The following is a 21,073-nucleotide window of genomic DNA, read 5'->3' as shown; positions in this document are numbered from 1 at the left end:
TGAGTTGACCAATGACCACGTTCCGCCATGAAACCAATGAGAGGGTGTTATGAAAGCAATTCAGTTATTTGCCAAAGGTGAACTGCGTTTAACAGAGCTGCCTAAACCAGAAATCGCGCCAGATGAAGTGCTGCTGGCCTGTAAAGTCGGGGCAATTTGCGGTACCGATTTGCGGATGTTCGCTAACGGTCATCGCCAGTCACCACAGGCGTTAACGCTGGGACATGAATTATCAGGGGTTATCGAAGCCGTCGGGGCGAATGTCAGCCATGAGTGGCGGGTCGGTATGCGCGTGGCCGTTGCGCCTAACTACGGGTGCGGAATCTGTGACAGTTGCATCAGCGGCAATACACAAACCTGTAAAGACTTTCAGGCGTTGGGTATTCAGAAAAATGGGGCATTTGCCAGCTATGTGGTGATTCCTGCCCGCGCCGTGCAGCAGGGAAATATCGTTGTGCTTCCTGACCATGTTTCTTTCGAAGAAGGCGCACTTATCGAGCCCTTCTCCTGCGTCTATAATGCCTTCGAGCGTTGTCATACCCGCGTAGGCGATACGGTGCTGGTGATCGGCGCAGGGCCCATTGGTCTGATGCACGCCCTGTTGCACAAAGCTGCCGGTGCCGGAAAAGTGCTGATAAGCGACATCAACCCGGAACGACTGGCGCTGGCCTGTAATTTCGATCCTGATTTTGTGCCGGTAAGCGGGACAGATACCCTGACGGACGTCATGCGTATCACCCATAATCGGGGGTGTGATGTGGTGATCACTGCGGCCTCCATTGCAGAGATCCAGTCGCTGGCGTTTGAACTGACGGCGCTCAATGGCCGCGTGTTGTTCTTCGGCGGTTTACCGCATGGGAAAGAGATGGTCAGCCTGAACACCAACATTATCCATTACCGCCAGATTACGGTGACGGGAATGAGCGGGCAGAATTTACGTCAGTATCGTGAAAGCCTGAGAATGATTTCCAATGGACTGATTAATCTGAAAGAAATCTTGACTCATAAGTACTCTCTTGAACAATATGACGAGGCTTTTAGCGCTGCCCGTTCAGGGCAGGCGTTGAAAGTGGCCTTCGTTTTATAACAAGCCCAACACTGAGACAAATAATGAACGATCATTCGGAAGATAAAGTTTTTTCGCTGGAACGTCAGCAGGCGATTCTGGCTATTGTTGAGGAGAATAAAAAAGCGACTGTCGCGGAGTTATGTCAGTTGTTTAAGGTTTCTACCTCAACGATCCGCAATGATCTTCGTGAAATGGAAAAGCAGATGCTGGTGACGCGAACGCACGGCGGCGTGCTGATTCGCAGTAAAACCGGTCTGGAAATGATGTCTACTGAGAAAGAAGTCTGCAACCATGATGCGAAAGTCAGGGTTGCAGAGCTTGCTCTTGAACAAATTGAAGACGGCGATACGCTGTTACTCGATACCGGCACCACCACGCTTGAGCTGGCTAAAATGCTGGGCGAGCGCCAGCAACTGACGGTGATCACCAATGATTTGAAGATTGCCCTGACGCTGGAAGATTCACCGGGCGTGGTCAATTTGTTCTTTATCGGCGGCGCGGTGCGTAAACAGCTACACTGCGTTATTCCGTTCAGCAACGACAACAGTTTGTCCGATTTGATCATCGATAAAGCCATTATGGGCACCAACGGTTTTACGTTGAAAAACGGCGCAACCACGCCGGACGTGCGCCAGGCAGCGTTTAAAAAGAAGATGATTGCCTGCTCCACCAGCGTCATTTTGCTGGCGGATTCAACGAAAATTGGCCGGGATGCCTTCGCTAAGTTCGCCGATATTGCCGATATTCATATTTTTATCACCGACAGCATCAAAGAAGACGTCCGCACAGGGCTGGAAGCACAGGGAATGTTGGTCCGCGATGGCTTGGCCTCGAATAAAATCCGCAGGTAAAACAGCGCGGCCTCCCCTTTATAGAGGAGGCCGGAGGGTTAAAAAGCCGTATCCTTAAGGATAAATCCCGTTAAAGCTGGTCTTTTTCCTCGGCCCCGACATGATCCCCTCCAGCGCTTCAACGCATTTAAGATAGTGCGGGGTTTTCTTATGGGCTGCGACGGCGGCGTCATCGACATAGGCTTCATAGATATAGAATCGGGTCGGCTCCTGCTGGTCCTGTAAGACGTCAAAACGCAAGTTCCCCGGCTCTTTGATTGCCCCCAAATGATTATCGCGAAACACCGTCAGGAACGCGTCCACCTTGTCGGCTTTGACATTAATCTCTACCAGTGTCACTTCCATGATTCACCCCTTTTCGTTAAGAAACAGTTCATATGCATGCGCCACGCTGGCATTGTCGTGCACCACGGCGTGTACCGCTTTGAGCATGGCAACCGGAGATTCCGACTGGAAGATGTTACGCCCCATATCCACCCCGGAAGCCCCCTGATCGATGGCCTGGAAGCACATGTCCAGCGCGTCGCGCTCTGGCAATTTCTTGCCCCCGGCGATAACAATGGGTACCGGACACCCGGCTGCCACACGCTCAAAGCCGCTATCGACATAATAGGTTTTGATGATTTGCGCGCCCATTTCGGCGGCAATGCGCGTCGCGAGCGAGAAATAGCGCTGGTCACGCACCATGTCTTTACCGACGCCGGTCACCGCCATGGTCGGCATACCGTAACGTGTCCCCTGATCGACCAGCTGAATGATGTTTTTGATCGACTGATGCTCGTGTTCACTGCCGATATAAACCTGCGCGGCCATCGCACACACATTCAGGCGCAGCGCATCTTCGATGGCGACGGCCACCGTTTCATTCGACAGTTCAGCCAGAATAGAATTCCCGCCGGAGGCGCGCAGCACCACCGGTTTATTCACCGCCGGTGGCACAACGCTGCGCAAAATACCGCGCGTACACATCAGCACATCGGTATGGGCAAACAACGGCGCGATATTGATGTCGATGCGCTCAAGGCCGGTGGTGGGCCCCTGAAAATAGCCGTGGTCAAAAGCCAGCATCACCGTGCGACCGGAGGCCGGGTTAAAAATCCGCGCCAGCCGCGACTGCATCCCCCAGTCCAGCGCCCCGCTGCCTTTGAGGAAAAACGCGCTGTTAGTCTGCGGCGTGCCGATACCGAAATTCTTGCCGTCTTTGATGTCATCTAAATCAGCCATCTCATCTCTCCTTGCGTAGACATTGAGGTTAAAAGTCGTATTTGCCGATGTTATCTTTGGTGAACACCACGCGTTCAGGCAGCAGCACGATGCCGTTACCTTTGGCCTCATACTGGTAGCCCTGCACGCTGTTAGGTACCACTTCGACCTGTCCGATTTTCGGTATGTCGAGTTTATCGCCGACGTTCATTTCGCCTTTTTTCAGCAACTGATTCGCGACATACACTGAAATTTTGCCCTGCGCTACCACGTCCCACAGCCCGAACTGTTTCACCGTGCCGCGTTCAACATACGGGCGCATCACGTTTGGCGTGCTGAACCCGACAATGGCGACATTTTTGCGCCCGAGATTTTCTGCCGCCTGCGCCGCCGCCGGTAAGGCGTTAGCGTCCGGCGCAATAATGGCATCGAGATCGCCCCAGGATTTCATGATCCCTTCGGCGGTTTGCAGCGATTTGGTAGCGTCGTTATAGCCATATTGCGTGGTGACGATCTCCCAGCCCGGATGCTCTTTGGCAATCTTGGCTTTGGCCTCTTTCACCCACTGGTTCTGGTCAGTCACCGTCGGGCTGGAGTAGAAAAACGCCACTTTGGCTTTCTCTTTGGTCACCTGACTGGCGGCCATGTCGACCAGCATCGAACCGAGCTGTTGCGGCGTGCCCTGATTGATATAAATCGAGCGGCATTCCGGCTTGGTGTCAGAGTCCCAGGTCAGCACTTTTACGCCGCGCTGCATTGCGCGTTTCAGCGCCGGGCAGAGTCCGTCCGGTGAAACAGCGGCGACGACAATCGCGCCATAGCCCTGGTTGACGAAGTTGTTAATCATCTGCACCTGACCCGAGACACTCGGTTCAGTCGGGCCGTCGTAAGTCACTTCCACGCCCAGCTCTTTCCCTGCCGCCGTCGCGCCGTTACCGCCGCTGGTGAAGTACCCAACGCCGACCAGTTTCGGAATAAAAGCAATACGATCAGCCGCCTGTGCCCCCGCACAAACCAGAGCCAGCGCGCTGACGGCGACAAGTTTTTTCCACGGTGTTGTTTTCATCTATTCACTCCAGTTCATTTTGACGACAGAGAAGGAGAAGACGCAGACCAGCGCGCACGGTAGCGCTGGAAAACACTGCGGATAAGGCCCCGGTTCAGGCTGGCAGAACGGCCAATCACCACCAGAATCAACAACGCCCCGGAGAGCGCGTTCGATACCTGGCTGGAAATTCCGACCATCTGCAACCCTTGTTGTAAGTATCCAATCAGTAACGTTGCCAGCGCCGTGCCCAGTACCGAGCCCGCACCGCCGTAGATATTCGCGCCGCCCAGCACCACAGCGGTGATCGCAGGCATCAGCAGGGATGCACCGAGGTCTGAGCGCGCCGAGCCAAAATAGGAGGTCATCAGAATCGCGGCGACGGCTGACGCCAGCCCGACCATGCCGTAAAGCGCCAACAGCGTACGGCTGACCGGCAGTGCGCCATAGCGCGCCACACGGGCATTCTGCCCAATAAGAAACACGTTGCGACCGGTGCGGGTGCGGTGCATCAGCAGCCAGAAAAACAGGACAGCGCAGAGGAAAATCAGCAGCGGCATCGGCAGGCCAAATACCACCTGATTGGAAAAATCAGTAAAGGCCGTCGGGAAGTCGCCGATGCCTTCAAAACCGGTGGCCCCCGCCAGCCCGGAGAGCAACAAGGCGCTGCCGCCAAACAGATAGAGCGTACCGAGGGTGATCACCAGCGGGTTGACGCCGGTATAAAGAATAAGTGCCGCATTGAGCAGACCGCAGCCTGCGCCGAGCGCCAGCGTCAAGCCTATCGCCAGGGGTAACGGCACGCCCGCGTGGAACAATACGCCGAGCGCGATGGCGCACAGGCCGATGGTCGAGCCAAAGGAGATATCAATGCCGCCACTGACAATCACCATCGTCAGAGGCAGGGCCACAATACCGATGGTGATGAAGTCACTGGTGCTGAACAGCAACGTGTTGGCGTCCAGCATTCGTGGGTTGGCGACGCCAAACAGCAGAATCTCCACCACCAGCAGCCCAAACAGTGCCAGCTCCCAGCCATAGCGTTTTAGCCCGTTCATCCGGTCTGCGTTCATTACAGCACCCCACTTTTATTGGCATTCATGCGCCGCCCCGGGCGCGCTTCAGAGGATTTCAGCCTGGCCTTTACTGGCGCATTTCTTGGCTGAAAACGCGCATATTTTTGGCGGCGTAAATTGCGGTCGAGCGCCTGACGCAGACGGCCGTCAAACACCAGTACCGCCAGCAAGACCAGTCCGGCGATAAAGTCATTCCACCAGGCGGGCAGGCGCAGCAGCACCAGCACGCTGTCGATTTGGGTCAGGAAATAAGCCCCCAACACCGCGCCGATAATCGACCCCGTGCCACCCAGTAAGCTGATCCCGCCCAGCACGCAGGCGGCAATGGCTTTCATCTCCAGACCGCTGCCGGTCTGGTTGGGCACAAAACCAATTTGCGAGGCAAACACAATGCCGGCCAGCGCCGCCATCGCGCCGTTGATGCCAAACGCCAGAATGCGGATGCGGTTCACCGGGACACCCAGCTGACGCGCCCCCTGTAAGTTGTCGCCCACGGCGTAGAAACTGCGGCCAAAGGCGGTGTGCGACAGCAGCCAGAACATCGCCAGCAGTAGCACAATCACCACGCCGCCGAGGGGAGAAATGCCCAGCGCGACAGAAGATGAGAGCGATTTTAATCCGGCAGGCAGGCCTTCAATCCACTTACCGCCAGTCAGCAGCAGCATCAGCCCGCGGTATAACCCCAGCGTACCGAGCGTGGCGACAATCGCCGGAATACGCAGCCAGGCCACCAGCACACCGTTAAATAAGCCCGCCAGAATGCCGACACCAAGCGTCACCAGACAGGCCAGCGCCAAACCCACGCCGCCGTTGAGCAGCACGCCGAGCGAGACGGCGCACAGGCCGGTGATGGAACCGACCGACACGTCGATATTGCGGGTCAGCATGACGACGGTTGCGCCCATCGCCAGCAGCATCAGGATCTGCGCGCTGCCGAAGATCATCCCCAGCGTCTGGAAGCTGAATGACTGGCTGTCCATCGCGCCGAGCAGGCCAAACAGCGCCACAATCGCCAGCAGTGCGGTCAGTTCACGGTTGTTCTGCATCAGTTTCAGCATGAAGGTTCTCCGGCGGACATGGGTTCATGGGCATTGCCGAAGGCGATATGCATGATGCCGTTGACGTTGATTTCATCACCGCGCAGTTCGCCACTCATTTCCCCCTGATGCATAACGAATACGCGGTCGGCCAGCCCTTCGATCTCATCCAGATCGGACGAAATCAGCAGCACCGCCACGTTCTGTTTCACCACGCTTTGCAGCAGTTGATAGATATCAGCGCGGGCCGATACATCCACGCCGCGCGTCGGTTCATCAACAATCAGCAGCGCCGGTGCGGCCTCCAGACATTTGGCAATCAGCAGCTTTTGCTGGTTACCCCCGGAGAGCGTGCGGGCGTGCTGTTCGCCGTGAGAATATTTGATGCCGAGCGCCCGGTGATAACGCTCGAGAATGGCCGCTTCGCGTTTCGGGTTTAGCCACCAGCCGCTGCGGTTAAAGGTCAGCGAAGTGGAATTCCACGACAGAGGCGCATCGAGATACAAACCCGACGCCTGACGATCCTCCGGCAGATAAACCAGCCCGCGCGCCAAACGCACCAGCGTGCTCAGCCCGGTAATGTTTTTCCCCGCCAGCCAGACATTGCCGTCACGGGCAGCACGCAGGCCATAAAGGGTTTCGGCCAATTCAGTACGCCCGGCCCCGACCACACCCGCCAGCCCTACAATTTCCCCGGAATTGACGCTAATTGAAATATTGATAAAACCTTCGCCGGTCAGGTTTTCCACCTTTAATACCGGTTCTGACGATGTGTTATTACGCCGCGTGCCGGATAAATCCAGCCACAGTTTTTGCTCCGCAGGCAGTGCCGTTTCAGCCGCCTGCGGCGTGATGGCGCGGATCAGCTGGTTGTTATCCAGTTCGCTGAGTTCACCGTTGAGCGCAATTTTTCCGTCACGCATGACGCTGACGCGACCGGCTATCTGGCGGATTTCAGGCAATTTGTGCGAGATAAATACCACGCCTACGCCCTGCCCGGCCAACTGCCTGATTTGAGTAAACAGGCGGGCAGATTCCGCCGGGGTCAGCGAGGCGGTGGGTTCATCGAGGATCAGCAGGCGGGCATCGCGCATCAGGCCGCGCAGGATCTCCACCAGTTGCTGATCCGCCACTTCCAGCGTGCCCGCCAGCGCATTCAGCGGCAACGTGCCACCCAGTTGCGCCAGCCGCTGTTGCAGTTTTTCGCCGCTGGCCTGATGGGCTGGCAGGCGAAACAGGATGTTCTCTTTTACGGTCAGGCTCGGAAACAGCATCGGCTCCTGCGGCACGAGATAAATGCCCGCCTGATGCGCTTTGGCAGGCGTCATACCCATTTGCAACTCACCGTTCAACATTACCGTTCCGCAGTCCGCCGTTTCGACACCGGCGATGATTTTCATCAGCGTCGATTTACCGGCCCCGTTCCCGCCCAGCAGCGCGTGTATCTCACCGGCCTCTAAGGTGAAATCGATATTTTTCAGCACGGCCACGCCGGAAAAAGCTTTACTGACACCGGTGACCTGCAACAACGCTGCGTCGGGAGATGGCTGCATAAACGGGCCTCTGAGTAAAAACACATCAAGTGAACAAATGTATTTACTTTTTAATATTGTTCAAAAGCCTAGTCTGCGAAAACGGATAAAACTTGAGCGCCGATCACAGTTTGTTCAATCCATATACTCTGCGATATGATTCAGGCAGCAATCATTCAGGATTTGCCATACACATCACAGTTAACAACATTTCGTTAACGAACAATTGATCTACATTTTGATAAGTGTTCACTATGAATGACAAAACAACGCTGTCCGACCTGACGACTTCACTGGAATACGGCATGGGCGAAGAAGAGCTGCTGGCACGCACCGCGTGGTTCTATTACCACGACGGTCTGACCCAAAATGAAATTGGTGACCGGCTGGGCCTGACACGGCTCAAAGTCTCGCGGCTGCTGGAAAAAGGCCGTCAGTCCGGGGTTATCCGCGTGCAGATCAATTCGCGTTTCGAGGGCTGTCTGGCGCTGGAAAACACCCTGCTTAAGCGCTTTGATTTACAGCACATCCGCGTGTTGCCACGCCTGTCCGAAGGGGTGCTCAGCGCCCGGCTGGGTGTCGGGGCAGCGCATATGCTGATGACACTGCTCAAACCTGACCAACTGCTGGCCGTCGGGTTTGGCGAAACGGCGATGAGCACCCTGCAACATCTGAGCGGGTTTATCAGCTCGCAGCAGATCCGCATGGTGACGCTCTCCGGCGGGGTCGGCCCTTATATGACCGGCATCGGCCAGCTCGACGCGGCCTGCGGCGTCAGCATTATTCCCGCACCGCTGCGGGCGTCATCGGCCAGCGTCGCGGCAATTTTTCGCCAGGAGCGCAATGTGCATGACGTCATGCTGGCGGCCTGTGCGGCGGATATCGCCATTGTCGGCATCGGTTCATTGAATCAAAAACACGACGCGACGATTTTGCGCTCGGGTTACATCAGCGAAGGCGAACAGTTGATTTTCGGCCGCAAGGGCGCGGTCGGTGACATCCTCGGCTACTTCATGCAGCGCAACGGTGAGCTGGCGGAAAATATGGCGATCCACGACGAGCTGATTGCCGTCTCGCCGGATGATCTGGCGAGTATCCCGACGGTGCTGGGTGTGGCGGGTGGCATCGAAAAAGCCGAGGCGATTGTCGCGGCGCTGAAGGGCAAAAGAATTAACGCACTGGTTACTGAAGAGAGCACTGCGCAGGCCATGCTGGCGCTGCTCGACTGACGCGCAGGGAGTGTGTGGCGCGTGTCCTGACAACGGCCTGAAAGAGAGATTGCTATGACTGTTTCGCACACGTCCCAACAGAGTTACCTGATGGCGCTCGACGCCGGTACCGGCAGTATTCGTGCCGTGATTTTCAATCTGGAAGGCGAACAGATTGCCGCCGGTCAGGCGGAATGGCTGCACCTCGCCGTGCCGGACGTGCCCAGCTCGATGGAATTTGATCTGGCAAAAAACTGGCCGCTGGCCTGTCAGTGCATCCGTCAGGCGCTGGCGGAGGCCAAACTCCCCGCCTCGGCGATTCGCGCCGTGGCCGCCTGCTCAATGCGCGAAGGTATCGTGATCTATAACAAAGCCGGAGAGCCGATATGGGCCTGCGCCAACGTTGATGCCCGCGCCAGCCGTGAAGTCTCCGAGCTGAAAGAGATCCATGATTTTGAATTCGAACGCGAAGTCTACGAGTGTTCCGGCCAGACGCTGGCGCTGAGCGCCATGCCGCGCCTGCTGTGGCTGGCACATCACCGCCCAGATATTTACCGCGACGCCGCGACCGTCACCATGATCAGCGACTGGTTGGCCTATATGTTGAGCGGGGAACTGGCGGTAGATCCGTCCAATGCGGGCACCACCGGCATGTTAGATCTCGCCACCCGCAACTGGCGGCCTGAACTGCTCGACATGGCCGGGCTGCGCGCCGATATGCTCTCGCCGGTGGTCGAAACCGGCACCCGTCTGGGGTACGTCACGGCCGCTGCCGCACAAGCCAGTGGTCTGCAACAAGGCACGGTTGTCGGCATGGGTGGCGGCGACGTCCAGCTCGGTTCACTCGGTCTTGGCGTGGTGCGCGCCGGGCAGACGGCAGTGCTTGGCGGCACTTTCTGGCAGCAGGTGGTGAACCTGCCCAAACCGGTCACCGATCCGGAAATGAATATCCGCATCAATCCGCACGTCATTGCAGGAATGGCACAAGCGGAATCCATCAGTTTTTTCACCGGCCTGACCATGCGCTGGTTCCGCGACGCATTTTGCTCGGAAGAGAAACTGCTCTCCCAGCGCCTCGGCGTCGACACTTATTCCCTGCTCGAAGACATGGCCGCCCGCGTCCCGGTCGGTTCCTGGGGCGTAACGCCAATTTTCTCCGACGCGATGCATTTTAAAACCTGGTATCACGCCGCACCGTCGTTTATCAATTTGTCGATAGACCCCGAGCGCTGCAATAAGCAGACCCTGTTTCGCGCACTGGAAGAGAATGCGGCGATAGTCTCGGCCTGCAATCTGGATTTGATCGCCGGGTTCTCCGGCGTACGCGCGAAATCGCTGGTATTCGCCGGTGGTGGTTCGAAGGGAAAGTTGTGGTGTCAGATTCTCAGTGACGTGACCGGTGTTCCAGTAAAAGTGCCGGTCGTCAAAGAAGCCACCGCGCTGGGCTGCGCCATCGCCGCCGGTGTCGCCGCAGGCTTATATTCCAGCCTCGCCGAAACCGGCGAAGCGCTGGTGCGCTGGGAACGGGAATACCAGCCCCATGCGGTTAATCATGAAATTTATCTTTTGCAGAAGAGTAACTGGCAGGCGGTTTACGCAGACCAACTGGGGTTAGTAGACAGGCAGTTGACGACGTCGATGTGGAAAGCACCAGGGCTGTGAGGGAGGCGACCCTCAAAGCCGCTTTTAAATTCCAAGTCAACACCGTGGGCCTGCTGCCCACACCCGCCCAAAAGGAGGCGTAAACGCGCCTCCTCTTGGAACTCCTGCGTTTTTCTCTGAAGCACCGACAGCTTCGCCGCTGGCAGGGCACGTGTTTCAGCGACTTCCGTTCACGGCGCAAAATGTCACGGCTCCGCCGTCCCCGTCTTTCGGGTTCGAGACTTGAGGCTCGAAACCCGCAGCGAAGGTACCGCTTAAGCGGCGGCATTTTGCGGCGATAACAGCGGCACCTGAAACACGGCCATTGTGACCTGCGTAGCTGCCGAAGCTTCATGAAAAAGCCCGTGGGTCGAGGGGGCGGCGGCGACTGGCCGCCCCCTCGTCGGTGTGGGCCGACGCCCACGGTTTTGAATTTGAATTTGAATTTAAAAGTTTACCTCAGCTTTCCAAAGCTGAACTCACCCGACCGCCAGCAGAGGCTCTTCAACCCGGTTGCTCTCCTCCTCCAGTAATCCCTGTAAGATCTTATAAACGGCCTGCGCCGTCACCGACAGCGGCTGCGTCGTAGAGACCTTCAGGGACAGCGGATGGCGCGCTGATGCGCCATTAATCACCGCCATGTCCATGCGGCCTGCGGTGACCAGTTCGTTCAGCGTGGAGGAGAAGTTTTCATTCAGATAGAGCAAAATCCCGGGGTACTGCTCGCGGACGGCCTGTAATAACGGCATCGCCAGAGCGGATGACACACTGCCAAGCGCCAGACCGACGGATACCTGCCCGGTCAGGGACTGTCCAGCGCAGTTGACGGCGCTGTGGGCTTGCTCGCACTGACGTAAAATCGTGGTGGCGTGCATATAGAGAATGTTACCCGCTTCGGTTGGCGTGACGCCGCGCTTGGTGCGGATCAATAGCTGCTGTTTCAGCTCCCCTTCCAGCGTCGCCAGCTGCTGACTCAACGCCGGCTGCGCGATGTGCAATACCTCTGCCGCCTGCGTCAGGCTGCCGATATCCACGATTTTCACGAAGTATTTCAAGCGTCTGAGATTCATCACTGTCTCCATCATGTCCTGAAAAGGGTTGCCCTGAGTAGGGTGCCAGACGTACTGGCTACAGGGAGAGAGCAAGAAGCGGGCCAACCGGAGAAAATCAACACATCTGCGGATTTTATAAAGCGTTACTGAATGATAATAAAAGAGAAAATAGACGGAGCGGGAAAACAGAGATTTACCGAAGCCGCGGCCATGCCCCGGCCCGGTGCACCATCATAATGCAATCTTATGGCTGGTTAGCGCAGTTGCCCCTTGGGTAACGCAGCAAAAAAGTCGGCATGGGGCCCCGCACGGGTCTGTTGCAGGATCTCCGCTAACGCCGCCAGCGGGGCATCAGACCAGTCGGCCCGCAGGTCAGTGCTCGCATACTGGCGGTCGCACCAAATTTTCAGCGCTGCAGATTTCAGCCCGCGCCGGTCACCTCCGGCCTCGGCCCCGGCGTTCATGGCCGCCAGCAGACGGTCAGCCAGCGGCAATTCATGCTGCTGGCGATAACTTTCCAGCATGGCATACAGCGTTTGCGCGCCGGTCAGTAAATTCCCGCCCACCACGCACTGCTGCCCGGCGATGCTGCCCGCCCAGACGCCGCAGGCCACGCCGCTCCACTGCGCGGTATTGCCTTGATTATCAACAATCATCACCTGCCGGCTGGCCGCGCCGGCATCTTTCGCCAGCAGTCTTTTCAGCGTCGTGCTGGCATCCAGCCCTTCATGCAACAGGGCTAAACCCTGTTCGCCATACAGCGGATTGGTCATCGCCTGTGTGGCAATCGCGCCGGTTTGCGCACGCCCGTGTACCACCAGCGCGCCCACGGCAGGGCCGGCGGTGGCAGTGGCGACGCCCAGCGCCCCGGAACAGGGATCACGGGCCACAATGGAAAAAGTCATAAGCACTCCATGACAGCGCAGTTAAATTTATACGCATAAATTATTGCAATTATGTTTATTTATACGCATAAATAATAAACAGGACAACGCCTGATTTTCACACTGAGGTTTTCACCATAGCGTTTTACTAAGCAATGAGGTCGATATGCTGCCAGCTTTGCGAAAGACATTTATCCCGCTCTGCCTTTGTCTCGGCGCACTGTCGTGGCATGTTCCGGCACAGGCCAAAACCCCGGCGGATGCGCTGCTGATTGGTCAGGTGGCTGAGCCGCAGTCGCTGGATCCGCAGGTCGCTACTGCGGCCAACGACTCACGTATTCTGGTCAATGTGTACGACGGGCTGGTACGTAATGGCGAAGGCAAACTGGATATCGAACCGGCGCTTGCCACAAGCTGGGAGATAAGTCCCGACGGCCTCACTTACCGCTTTCATCTGCGCGAAGGGGTTAAGTTTCAGGACGGTACGCCGTTTAACGCAGAGGCGGTGAAATTCACCTTCAACCGTATGCTCGACGATAAAAACCCGTGGCATAACACCGGTCCGTTCCCGCTGTCGTTCTTCTTCTCATCGATAAAAACCATTGAAACGCCGGATGAAAACACGCTGGTCTTCACCCTGAAAGAGCCTTTCTCGCCGTTCCTCTCCAACCTCGCCACGCCGACCGGACTTATCGTGTCGCCTGCGGCGGTGAAAAAATATGGCAAAGAGTTTGGCCGTCACCCTGTCGGTACCGGTGCATTTAAATTTGCCGAGTGGAAAGCCAATCAGCGCGTGGTGGTGACCGCCAATGACAATTACTGGGACGGCAAACCGGCGGTGAAAAATGTGGTGTTCCGGCCAATCACCGACGGCAATACGCGGGTGGCCGAAATGCTCTCTGGCGGGATCGACGCCATGGTGGAAGTGCCGCCGGATACGGTCAAATTGTTCGCGCAGAAAAGCAACCGCTTTCGTCTTTACCAGACCACCGGCCCGCACGTCTGGTATGTGATGCTCAATACACAGGTGCCGCCATTCAACGATGTGCGCGTGCGGCAGGCAGTGAACTACGCGGTGAACAAACAGTCGCTGGCCGACAATATTTTGCAGGGTTCTGCCGACGTCGCCGACGGACCCATTCCCCGCGCCTTTCGCTGGGCGGTGAACAAAGACGTATCGCCTTACCCGTACGATCCGGCCAAAGCCCGCGCGCTGCTGAAAGCCGCCGGTGCCGAAGGGGCGACGCTGACGTTTTATGTTACCGAGGGCGGTTCCGGAATGCTGGACCCGATCCCGATGGCAACCGCCATTCAGGCAGATCTCAAAGCCGTCGGGCTGAACGTCTCAATTCAAACCTACGAGTGGAATACCTATCTGTCGAAGGTGAATGCCGGTCTGGATAACCAGACCCATATGGCGGAAATGGCGTGGATGACCAACGACCCGGACACCCTGCCGTTTCTGACGCTGCGCACCGACGCCTGGCCGAAAAAAGGCGGCTTCAACTCTGGCTATTACAGCAATCCGCAGGTCGATACCCTGCTGCAAAAGGCGCGTATGACTACCGATACCGCCGCCCGCGCCGCGCTTTACCGCGAGGTACAGCAGCGGGTGCATGACGACGCACCGTGGATTTTTGTCGCTAACTGGAAGCAGAACGCCGTGACCTCCACGCGCATTCAGCACTTCGCGCTGCAACCGAATTTCAACCTGTTGCTCAACCGGGTAACCAAACAGTAATCGGAGAGTGTTATGGGGAGTTACGTGCTTAAAAGGCTGTTCTCGACCATTCCGGTGTTTATCGGGTTGTCGCTGATTGTCTTTCTGATTATGGCGATGATTCCGGGGAACCCGGCGCAGGCGCTGCTCGGTGCCTGGGCGACGCCGGAAAACGTCGCACGTATCAATCAGGAGCTGGGGCTGAATAAGCCGTTGTACCAGCAATATCTGATCTGGGCGGGCAATATTCTGCACGGCGATTTTGGCCGCTCGTATGTGCTGAACCGGCCGGTGATTGATGAAGTGCTGGAGCGCTTTGGTGCCACGCTGCTGCTCGGCGGTTGCGCGCTGTTGCTCAGTACCGTGCTGGGGCTGCTGGCGGGGATTTTCTCGGCAGTGCGTCAGTTCGGCTGGGGAGATCGGATTATCACACTGCTGGTGCTGCTGGGGATCTCCATGCCCTCATTCTGGATTGGTCTGCTGATGATCATGCTGTTTGCGGTTCAGTTGCAATGGTTCCCGGCGTCAGGGATGTACGCGGTGTGGGGCGGCGGCGACTGGCTGGATCTGCTGCACCATCTCACCCTGCCCGCCATCACGCTGGCGATTGTCGCCACCGGCGTGATCGCCCGCCTGACACGCACCGCGATGCTTGAAGTGCTGCGTCAGGACTTTATCCGCACCGCCCGTGCCGAGGGCCTTTCCGAGCGCAAAGTCATTTATAAGCACGCCTTTCGCATGGCGCTGGTGTCCGTTATTCCGGTGATCGGCATTCAGGCCGGTTTTGTGCTCGGCGGCGCGGTGTACATCGAGACGGTTTTCCAGTGGCCGGGCCTCGGCGCGATGATGGTGAAAGCCGTCGCCACCCGTGACCTGCTGTTGGTTCAGGGCGGCGTGCTGGTGGCTGCGGCGGCCTATGTGCTGATCAACCTGTGCGCGGACATTCTTCAGGCGCTTCTCGATCCGAGGTTAAAATCATGAGCCAGATTATTGCTTCCCCGACGCCGCGCCACCGCGAATCATTATGGGCGCTGCTGTTGGCCAACCGGCTGGCAACGCTCGGCCTGACACTGCTGGTGCTGACGGTCGGTGCTGCGCTCTCTGCCCCGCTGCTACCGATACCCGATCCCGACGCCACCGATCTGCTCAACCGTCTGCTGCCGCCGTTTTCCCCCGGCCACTGGCTAGGTACCGATCCGCTGGGCCGCGATATGCTCGCCCGTCTTCTCTGGGGCACCCGTGTCTCGCTGGCGGTGGGAATTTGCGCCACGCTGCTGGCAGCGTTTTTCGGCACGCTGATTGGTCTTGTCGCCGGTTATGCCGGTGGCAAAACCGACAGCCTGCTGATGCGGCTGATCGATATGCTGATGGCCTTTCCCTATATTCTGCTGGCGCTGGTGATCGTCGCGGTGCTCGGCCCCGGTCTGCTGAATGCGCTGTACGCCATCGCGGTAGTCAATATCCCGTTCTTCGCCCGTAATATCCGTGGCCTCACCGTCGGGTTACGCCAGCGCGATTTTATTCAGGCGGCGCGGCTCTCCGGTAAAAATCATCTGCAAATCCTGCTGACCGAAGTGCTGCCCAATGTGATGCCGGTCGTCGTCGTCACCATGTCGACCACCGTCGGCTGGATGATTTTAGAGACCGCCGGGCTGTCGTTCCTCGGTCTGGGCACACAGCCACCGAATGCCGATCTCGGTTCGATGCTCGGTCAGGGGCGCGCGCAGATGTTCAGTGCGCCGCACGTTTCCGTGGTGCCGGGGCTGATGATTTTCCTGCTGGTAATGAGCTTTAACCTGCTCGGCGACGGGATCCGCGACCTGCTGGACCCGCGCCTTAAATCCGGCATTCTGCTGCGCGCCCGTGCAGTGACGGCGGTGAACCGCGCCAGCATTCCGCCTGCGGCGAAGGGCAACAATGCCCTGCTGGAAGTGGTCGGTTTGCAGGTGAATTTTCGCTCGGGTAATCAGTCAGTCGCCGCCGTCAAAGGCGTTAGTTTTCACGTCGCCAAAGGTGAATGTCTGGGGCTGATTGGTGAGAGCGGCTCAGGGAAAAGCGTTACGGCGCTGTCGGTGATGGGGTTGGTGTCGTCACCGCCGGGAGAGATCACCGCAGGCGCGATTTACGTCGGCGGCGAAGAGATGCTGTCACTTTCGCAAACCCAATTGCAACAGCGTCGCGGCGCGCGCGTGGCCTATATTTTCCAGGATCCGCTGACCACCCTGCACCCGCAGTTCAGCATCGGTGCACAGGTTATCGAGGCCATTCAGGCACACCAAACGCTCTGCGGCCACGCGGCAAAAGAGAAGGCGTTGGCGCTGCTGGCGAGCGTGGGGATAGAAGATGCTGCCTCGCGTTTCAATGCGTTTGCGCATCAGCTTTCCGGCGGGCAGCGGCAGCGCGTCGGCATTGCGATGGCGCTGGCCAATGACCCGGAAATCATTATTGCCGATGAGCCCACCACCGCGCTGGACGTTACCGTGCAGGCGCGCATTCTCGAATTGCTGCAACAGTTGCGCCGCGAGCGCGGCCTGACGCTGCTGTTCATCACCCATGATTTTGGTGTGATCGCCCGGATTTGTGACCGCGTGGCGGTGATGCGCCACGGTGAGATCGTGGAGACCGGCGAAACGCAGTCAGTGCTGCGTCATCCTCAGCACGATTACACCCGCAGGCTGATCGCCAGCGTGCCGAAACTGGGTCAGGGACGCGGTTTCCTCAAACAAGTCGGCGAACTGTATGCCACGCAAAACACGCAGCCGGAGGCACGATGAGCAATGTGATTGAAGTCAGCGGGCTGGTGAAAACCTTCCGCAGTACGTCAGGCTGGTTCTCCGGTAAGCAACAGCAGGTAGAAGCGGTGAAAGGCGTGTCGTTCGCACTCGCAGAAGGCGAGACGCTGGCAGTGGTCGGCGAAAGTGGCTCGGGGAAAAGTACGCTGGCACGGATGTTAGTCGGACTCGAGCGCCCGACTTCCGGTACGGTAAAACTGATGGGCGAAACGATGTCGGCCCACAGTAAGCGCGGCGATAAAGCCTTCGGCCAGATGATCCAGTACGTGTTTCAGGACCCCGTTGCGTCGCTCAATCCACGCAAAACCATCGCCGATACGCTGGAGGTTCCGCTGCGTTATCTGCGTGGCTACCCTGCGGCGCGGCGTAAAGCGCGGATGCTGGAATTAATGGAAGCAGTACAGATGCCTGCCGACGCGCTCAGCGGTTATCCGCATGAATTTTCCGGCGGACAAGCGCAGCGGCTGGCAATTGCCCGCGCATTGGCGGCCGAAGCACGCATTCTGGTGCTCGACGAACCGGTCAGCGCGCTGGACGTTTCGGTGCAGGCACAGGTTCTGCTGCTGCTTGATCAACTCAAACGTGATTTCGGCCTCTCTTATCTGTTTATCAGCCATGATTTAGCGGTGGTGGAGTCGATCGCCGATCGCGTGGCGGTGATGTATCACGGAGACTTGGTAGAATGCGCGGATAATGACATGCTGTTCAACGCGCCGCAGCACGAGTACACGCAACGTCTGCTGGCCAGCGCGCCACGGGTTTGAGCCAATGAAGGGAATTATGAGCACTGAAACGTCACACCAGCCTGAACCAGTACGCCGTAAACGTACCGACGAAATTGTCGATGCCATCAAAGAGAGCATCATCAGTGAGAATCTGCTGCCAGGTGACCGCCTTCCGCAGGAAAAAGAGCTGACTACCCGCTACGCCGCAGGTAAAGGCACGGTGCGCGAAGCGCTGAAATCGCTGGAGGTTCAGGGATTGATCCGTACTAAAACCGGCCCCGGCGGCGGTGCGTTTATTGAATCGATGACCGAAACACGCGCCATGAGTTTGCTCTCCAATTACCTGTTCACCCGCCAGCTTTCCATCAGCAATATCTATGCCCTGCGCAAAGCACTGGAGCCACTGGTGGCGGTGAGTGCCATCGGCAATATTGACGCCAAAGGCTTCGAGCAGTTGCATCAGCTGATTGCTGTCTACGACCACGAACCCGCCGACGAGACCGAACGCTGGGAACAGCGCATGGCCGAACTCGATTTCCACGGCGTAGTCGCCAGCTATTCAGACAACGTCCTGCTGGCGTTTATCTGCCACTTCCTGCAACGCCTGCTCAAAGATCTGGCGGTCTGCAAAGACATCTACCAGCGCCCCGAACCGGTGGCTCGCCGCGTAGGGATTGATTATCAATATAAACTCATTGACGCCATGCGCCGTCAGGACGCCGCCGCCGTCCAGCAGATCATGACTGATCATATGCAACACGCCGAAGACGCTATGCTGGGTCTGGAAGCCACGCTGGAGGAGCGGTTTTTGAGTGACAGGCAGTAAGGTTGTGAGTTTTTTCCCCCCGTTTCGTCTCAATTCTCAACAACTTGGCTAAACTGCGAGCAAACGATCGTAAATATTCAGATGCCCCTTTGACATGCCTGCGGGCAGTCGCTATTATTCGCCCCGTTCGAACGATTCCTCTGTAGTTCAGTCGGTAGAACGGCGGACTGTTAATCCGTATGTCACTGGTTCGAGTCCAGTCAGAGGAGCCAAATTAGAAAAGCCCGCTTAAGGAAACTTAAGCGGGCTTTTTGCTTTTGTGGTTTTGTAGTTTTGTAGTTTTGTAGTTTTGTAGTTTTGTAGTTTTGGAAGGTCTGTTATGAGCGAGGAGCAGACGTTGCGGCATCAAAAATAGTAAGGCTATAGAATTAAATAAACAGATAAGTGGTGGATATATATATTTAATATGTAGGATATCAATTTAATATCACTCTTGAATCCCAACATAAAACATAGGCATACGTGACTATTTACCCACTCCGATTTTGCCCATTTCAAAAAATTAATTTTTCACTTCGCATAAATAACTCAATATCATTATACGATGAACTTGGTACTGTTGACAGACCTAGTTTTTTTAAACTTTTCACCAATTGCTGATTTCTCTTTTTTTCTGTTATCGATAGAGTCAATGGTTTATCGCCGTAAAATTTCTTCCACTCTTCCGCTAAATATTTTTCCGCCATGGTTGTCTTAACCAATTCCGCATCAATTGTTGATATCATCCTTAATACGATCTCGCCAAAACCTATTACACCCCGCAATGATAAATTTATTCTATCTTCATCTGAGTTTTGTTTATACTCCGGTAATTCTTGAACCCCAAGGCTTGTAGCAGTGAGTGAAGAATAGTTAGCCTCAGCGTCTTTAAAGGATTTTTTTGATATATTTCCTGAGTGAACCAATGAATTTCTAAGCTCTTTGAAATATCTATAACATTTCATTAGATTGTTTATGTGATTTTTTGAGTTTTTCTTGTTGGTCAAATAAAAAGAGTAGAAAGCTTTTTCCATCATAATGGAATGATGTTGGGTCATGCTTGACAATACAGACATTATCCCTTGAGTGCTTATTTGCAGCGTGGGGAATTGCAATGATTTTGAATCAATAGATGCTTTTAGTTCTGTTATTATTCCTTCACACCAAATTTCATATAAGGAGCAAAATTCTATTAGTAATATCTTTGAAAATTCATTTTGTTGTTTCTCCCAAGATGTTTCAATACATGCTTTTTTCAAGTCGGCCCTAACTGTACTTCCGGTAATTGAACTACCAGAAATAAATCGTGAGGTTAACTCTGATTGATTTACATCAGGCTTAACTTTAACATAACCTTCGACTTGCCATCTAAGATTCCACAAAGCTATGGTAGTTGGCCATGCAAAATCAAAAATTTCTGTTAATCTATTTGCGGCTTTTCTGGACGTGTTAAAAAAAAGCTTTTCTTTCATAAAATATCCTTATATTTAATACCATAATAAATTGGGTGATTAAGTTTCACAGGAACTATTTAATTAGTCTACATTTAATGGATACAACCTAAATATACTTCACCAAAGGTTTTCATGGCCAATTGACTAAATTCAGTTGATAGATTTTTCGACAAAATCAACCCTTTGTTAATAGTTTTAAATGTAGCAAATTCAGGCATTTCATCCCCAAGAGGTTCATTTTCCCTAAGCATAGAATGTCGTAGCGTTGCAAAAAATTCAAACCCAAGAGGGGCTTCTATTGGGGGTTCATAGCCGTAATCGTAACCGTAAGTTAAGATTTTTGCATTTCCAGTTATTGTTTCTCTAAACCTAACACCACTAAAAGATGCTACCAGATCAGCAAGTTGTATCCCACAAACTTCATGAGATGAGCATGTTATGACGTTTACTTCATCAGAACAAAGGCTGAGAGCTTCTGTAGAATTTATGATACCTTCATCGAGAAAAATATTACCTTTTTCCTCTGGAAAGTTCTTAATCAATAAGCTTAATAAAAAAGATACGTCTTCATAAGAACGATGCCGGTACTCACTTGGCATAATAAATGCTCCCCATTGACAACTTGAGTTCAAGTAAGAAACAAGTTCACCCCTCAAATTTCTTAAATGTTCAGATCTATCCATTCTCGCGCATGAATGATGTTCACCAACAGAGTACTTTGAAAGAATGCTGTATATATTAGACTGAGGATCATGATTACAAAATACATAAGCCAAGATCATAAACCCAGCCGCCTCGTGCACCGACTCATCAATGTAAATATTCAAAGCCTTTTCCTTTCAACAAAATATTGTTTCTTACGTTATATTATAAGTATACTTCATTGAATTACAAACACCATTTTGAGTTGAAAAACATCCTAATATTAATTTGTCATTTTGTCTGTGACATAATTCTAAATATGCTAAATCTTAAATCA

At 55.0% G+C, this 21,073-nt stretch carries 18 protein-coding genes, 1 tRNA gene and 1 pseudogene; 10 read left to right on the top strand and 10 right to left on the bottom strand.

Going from position 1 to position 21,073, the window contains the following annotated elements:
• Positions 1–49: 49 nt before the first annotated feature.
• Both ACZRKO_RS04095 and ACZRKO_RS04090 read left to right on the top strand, forming a co-directional pair.
• A complete protein-coding gene (locus ACZRKO_RS04095; protein WP_463735967.1) occupies positions 50–1,087 on the top strand; it encodes an alcohol dehydrogenase catalytic domain-containing protein in 1,038 nt (345 codons plus the stop codon).
• Positions 1,088–1,110: 23 nt separating this feature from the next.
• Entirely contained in the window at positions 1,111–1,920 is an 810-nt protein-coding gene (locus ACZRKO_RS04090) for a DeoR/GlpR family DNA-binding transcription regulator (protein ID WP_463735966.1), read from the top strand.
• A 54-nt stretch (positions 1,921–1,974) separates the two neighbouring features.
• Here the strand turns inward: ACZRKO_RS04090 and lsrG are convergent, their stop codons facing one another.
• From lsrG to lsrA, 6 genes are read right to left on the bottom strand one after another with little or no spacing between them, the layout of a single operon-like run.
• On the bottom strand, positions 1,975–2,265 hold the full coding sequence (gene lsrG / locus ACZRKO_RS04085) for a (4S)-4-hydroxy-5-phosphonooxypentane-2,3-dione isomerase (protein ID WP_463735965.1): 291 nt from the start codon (positions 2,263–2,265) through the stop codon (positions 1,975–1,977).
• 3 nt (positions 2,266–2,268) lie between these two features.
• Positions 2,269–3,144, bottom strand: coding sequence for a 3-hydroxy-5-phosphonooxypentane-2,4-dione thiolase (gene lsrF / locus ACZRKO_RS04080; RefSeq protein WP_463735964.1), 876 nt, complete (start codon positions 3,142–3,144; stop codon positions 2,269–2,271).
• Positions 3,145–3,172: 28 nt separating this feature from the next.
• Positions 3,173–4,189, bottom strand: a complete 1,017-nt coding sequence (gene lsrB / locus ACZRKO_RS04075; protein WP_463735963.1) for an autoinducer 2 ABC transporter substrate-binding protein LsrB — start codon at positions 4,187–4,189, stop codon at positions 3,173–3,175.
• 14 nt (positions 4,190–4,203) lie between these two features.
• A complete protein-coding gene (gene lsrD, locus ACZRKO_RS04070; protein WP_463737460.1) occupies positions 4,204–5,226 on the bottom strand; it encodes an autoinducer 2 ABC transporter permease LsrD in 1,023 nt (340 codons plus the stop codon).
• A 14-nt stretch (positions 5,227–5,240) separates the two neighbouring features.
• Positions 5,241–6,302 carry an autoinducer 2 ABC transporter permease LsrC gene (gene lsrC, locus ACZRKO_RS04065; RefSeq protein WP_463735962.1) on the bottom strand — a complete coding sequence of 354 codons (1,062 nt, stop codon included), beginning with the start codon at positions 6,300–6,302 and terminating at the stop codon, positions 5,241–5,243.
• Positions 6,296–7,834 carry an autoinducer 2 ABC transporter ATP-binding protein LsrA gene (gene lsrA, locus ACZRKO_RS04060; protein WP_463735961.1) on the bottom strand — a complete coding sequence of 513 codons (1,539 nt, stop codon included), beginning with the start codon at positions 7,832–7,834 and terminating at the stop codon, positions 6,296–6,298. The genes lsrC and lsrA overlap by 7 nt, the downstream gene beginning before the upstream one ends.
• 233 nt (positions 7,835–8,067) lie before the next feature.
• On the opposite strand from lsrA, the gene lsrR reads away from it, so the two are divergent.
• Both lsrR and lsrK read left to right on the top strand, forming a co-directional pair.
• Complete coding sequence (lsrR, locus tag ACZRKO_RS04055; RefSeq protein WP_463735960.1) at positions 8,068–9,042, top strand: transcriptional regulator LsrR; 975 nt, start codon at positions 8,068–8,070, stop codon at positions 9,040–9,042.
• A gap of 54 nt (positions 9,043–9,096) precedes the next feature.
• On the top strand, positions 9,097–10,683 hold the full coding sequence (lsrK, locus tag ACZRKO_RS04050) for an autoinducer-2 kinase (RefSeq protein WP_463735959.1): 1,587 nt from the start codon (positions 9,097–9,099) through the stop codon (positions 10,681–10,683).
• Positions 10,684–11,222: 539 nt separating this feature from the next.
• Here the strand turns inward: lsrK and ACZRKO_RS04045 are convergent.
• A pseudogene (locus ACZRKO_RS04045) lies at positions 11,223–11,732 on the bottom strand (LysR family transcriptional regulator); the annotation flags it as partial.
• Between the two features lie 236 nt (positions 11,733–11,968).
• Entirely contained in the window at positions 11,969–12,619 is a 651-nt protein-coding gene (locus ACZRKO_RS04040) for a DUF1028 domain-containing protein (protein WP_463735958.1), read from the bottom strand.
• 145 nt (positions 12,620–12,764) lie between these two features.
• Between ACZRKO_RS04040 and ACZRKO_RS04035 the strand changes: the two genes are divergently transcribed.
• From ACZRKO_RS04035 to ACZRKO_RS04010, 6 genes are all read left to right on the top strand, one after another.
• On the top strand, positions 12,765–14,339 hold the full coding sequence (locus ACZRKO_RS04035; protein ID WP_463735957.1) for an ABC transporter substrate-binding protein: 1,575 nt from the start codon (positions 12,765–12,767) through the stop codon (positions 14,337–14,339).
• A 12-nt stretch (positions 14,340–14,351) separates the two neighbouring features.
• Positions 14,352–15,299 carry an ABC transporter permease gene (locus ACZRKO_RS04030; RefSeq protein WP_463735956.1) on the top strand — a complete coding sequence of 316 codons (948 nt, stop codon included), beginning with the start codon at positions 14,352–14,354 and terminating at the stop codon, positions 15,297–15,299.
• Positions 15,296–17,092: a dipeptide/oligopeptide/nickel ABC transporter permease/ATP-binding protein gene (locus tag ACZRKO_RS04025; RefSeq protein WP_463735955.1), complete on the top strand. Its 1,797-nt coding sequence runs from the start codon at positions 15,296–15,298 to the stop codon at positions 17,090–17,092. Before ACZRKO_RS04030 ends, ACZRKO_RS04025 begins: the two co-directional genes overlap by 4 nt.
• Positions 17,089–17,874, top strand: coding sequence for an ATP-binding cassette domain-containing protein (locus ACZRKO_RS04020; protein ID WP_463735954.1), 786 nt, complete (start codon positions 17,089–17,091; stop codon positions 17,872–17,874). Before ACZRKO_RS04025 ends, ACZRKO_RS04020 begins: the two co-directional genes overlap by 4 nt.
• A gap of 16 nt (positions 17,875–17,890) precedes the next feature.
• Positions 17,891–18,661, top strand: coding sequence for a FadR/GntR family transcriptional regulator (locus tag ACZRKO_RS04015; protein WP_463735953.1), 771 nt, complete (start codon positions 17,891–17,893; stop codon positions 18,659–18,661).
• A 136-nt stretch (positions 18,662–18,797) separates the two neighbouring features.
• Positions 18,798–18,873 (top strand) — tRNA-Asn (locus tag ACZRKO_RS04010).
• Between the two features lie 282 nt (positions 18,874–19,155).
• Here ACZRKO_RS04010 and ACZRKO_RS04005 read toward each other — a convergent pair.
• Together ACZRKO_RS04005 and ACZRKO_RS04000 are read right to left on the bottom strand one after the other, a co-directional pair.
• The gene (locus ACZRKO_RS04005; protein ID WP_057625859.1) at positions 19,156–20,112 is read right to left on the bottom strand and encodes a hypothetical protein; all 957 of its coding nucleotides are present in this window, start codon (positions 20,110–20,112) and stop codon (positions 19,156–19,158) included.
• 74 nt (positions 20,113–20,186) lie between these two features.
• Positions 20,187–20,921: a DUF3800 domain-containing protein gene (locus ACZRKO_RS04000; protein ID WP_057625860.1), complete on the bottom strand. Its 735-nt coding sequence runs from the start codon at positions 20,919–20,921 to the stop codon at positions 20,187–20,189.
• Between the last annotated feature and the right edge of the window lie 152 nt (positions 20,922–21,073).

The sequence above is a fragment of the Ewingella sp. C233 genome (genome assembly GCF_055407225.1).
The sequence above is the reverse complement of the archived record's forward strand: the minus strand, read 5'-3'. Positions and strand labels throughout refer to the sequence as shown.